2 protein-coding genes are annotated in these 1,081 nt (G+C 24.0%); both read left to right on the top strand.

Annotation, left to right across the window (positions count from 1 at the left end):
• Positions 1–164 precede the first annotated feature (164 nt).
• Positions 165–485 (top strand): PadR family transcriptional regulator, encoded by a 321-nt coding sequence (locus CSGHG_RS18825; protein ID WP_010299651.1) that lies wholly within the window; start codon positions 165–167, stop codon positions 483–485.
• 37 nt (positions 486–522) lie between these two features.
• Positions 523–1,077: a DUF1700 domain-containing protein gene (locus CSGHG_RS22260; RefSeq protein ID WP_010299648.1), complete on the top strand. Its 555-nt coding sequence runs from the start codon at positions 523–525 to the stop codon at positions 1,075–1,077.
• Positions 1,078–1,081: the final 4 nt, after the last annotated feature.

Genomic DNA, 1,081 nt, shown 5'->3' with positions numbered 1-1,081 from the left:
ATCTCCACCAAAACAGTTCATTTGAACTGTTTTTTTTATTGTTTAAAATTAGATTTGAAATATTAACCAAAAATATCGTTGCAATTTCTAAAAAAAGGTATATAATATAACTAAGTAGTGATTAATAATCACTAGTGAATAATATATTTTACAAGGGGTTTTTTATGAGTATACAATTTAAAAAAGGAGTATTAGAAATGTGCGTTCTTATGTTATTATCTAAAGAAGATTTGTATAGTTATGAACTTGTCAAAAGTTTAGATAAATATATAAAAACAGCAGATGGTACATTATATCCATTATTAAGAAGATTAACATCAGATGGATATCTAACCACATATTTAGTAGAATCTTCAGAAGGGCCAGCAAGAAAATATTTCAGATTAACAGAAGAAGGAAAAATAAGAGCTAAGAGTTTAAAAGATGAGTGGCTAGATTTTTGTAGTAAAATTAATTTATTTATTGAGGAAATAGATAAAAATTAAGTTGGTATAATTTATAAAGGAGTTTAGGAGGAATAATATGAGTAAAGATGAGTTTTTAGCTCAATTAAAAAATGGACTTAAAGAGTTAGATAAATATACTTTAGAGGATATTTTAAAGGATTATGAAGAATATTTTATACATGGGCGAGAAGAGGGAAAAACAGAAGATACTATTTGTAAGGAACTTGGAACCCCAGAGCAAATTATAGAAAATTTATGTGAACAAGGAATAATAAATAGAAATCATTTAATAGTTTCAAATAAAGATAAAGTTACTTATAGTTCTATTAATATAGTAATACTTGTTATACTAAACTTAATACTTGTTAGCATATTATTTCCTATAGTATCAGGAATAATAGGTATAGCTATAAGTCTTATAATTTCATTACCATTTGTAGCTATTGCAACTATAGGTTTAATATTTACAACTATAATAAATAAATTAACTATATTTCCGTTATTTTGTATGTTAACAATATTGTCAGCTATAGTTTTATTATTAATAGGTATATATTTCTTAACTTATGGAATTGTACTTTTATCAAAAAAATATATAAATTGGAATAAAAATTTTGCTAGAGGTGAGTAGTATG

The sequence above is a fragment of the Clostridium senegalense JC122 genome (assembly GCF_000285575.1).
GTDB classification, from domain to species: Bacteria; Bacillota; Clostridia; order Clostridiales; family Clostridiaceae; genus Clostridium_J; species Clostridium_J senegalense.
Note: the sequence above shows the minus strand (reverse complement) of the source record. Positions and strands in the feature narration are given on the sequence as shown.

Excerpts from the sequence above, each read along its gene's own strand:
- CSGHG_RS18825 (WP_010299651.1), top strand. The coding sequence starts at position 165 with ATGAGTATACAATTTAAAAAAGGAGTATTAGAAATGTGCGTTCTTATG.
- CSGHG_RS22260 (WP_010299648.1), top strand. The coding sequence starts at position 523 with ATGAGTAAAGATGAGTTTTTAGCTCAATTAAAAAATGGACTTAAAGAG.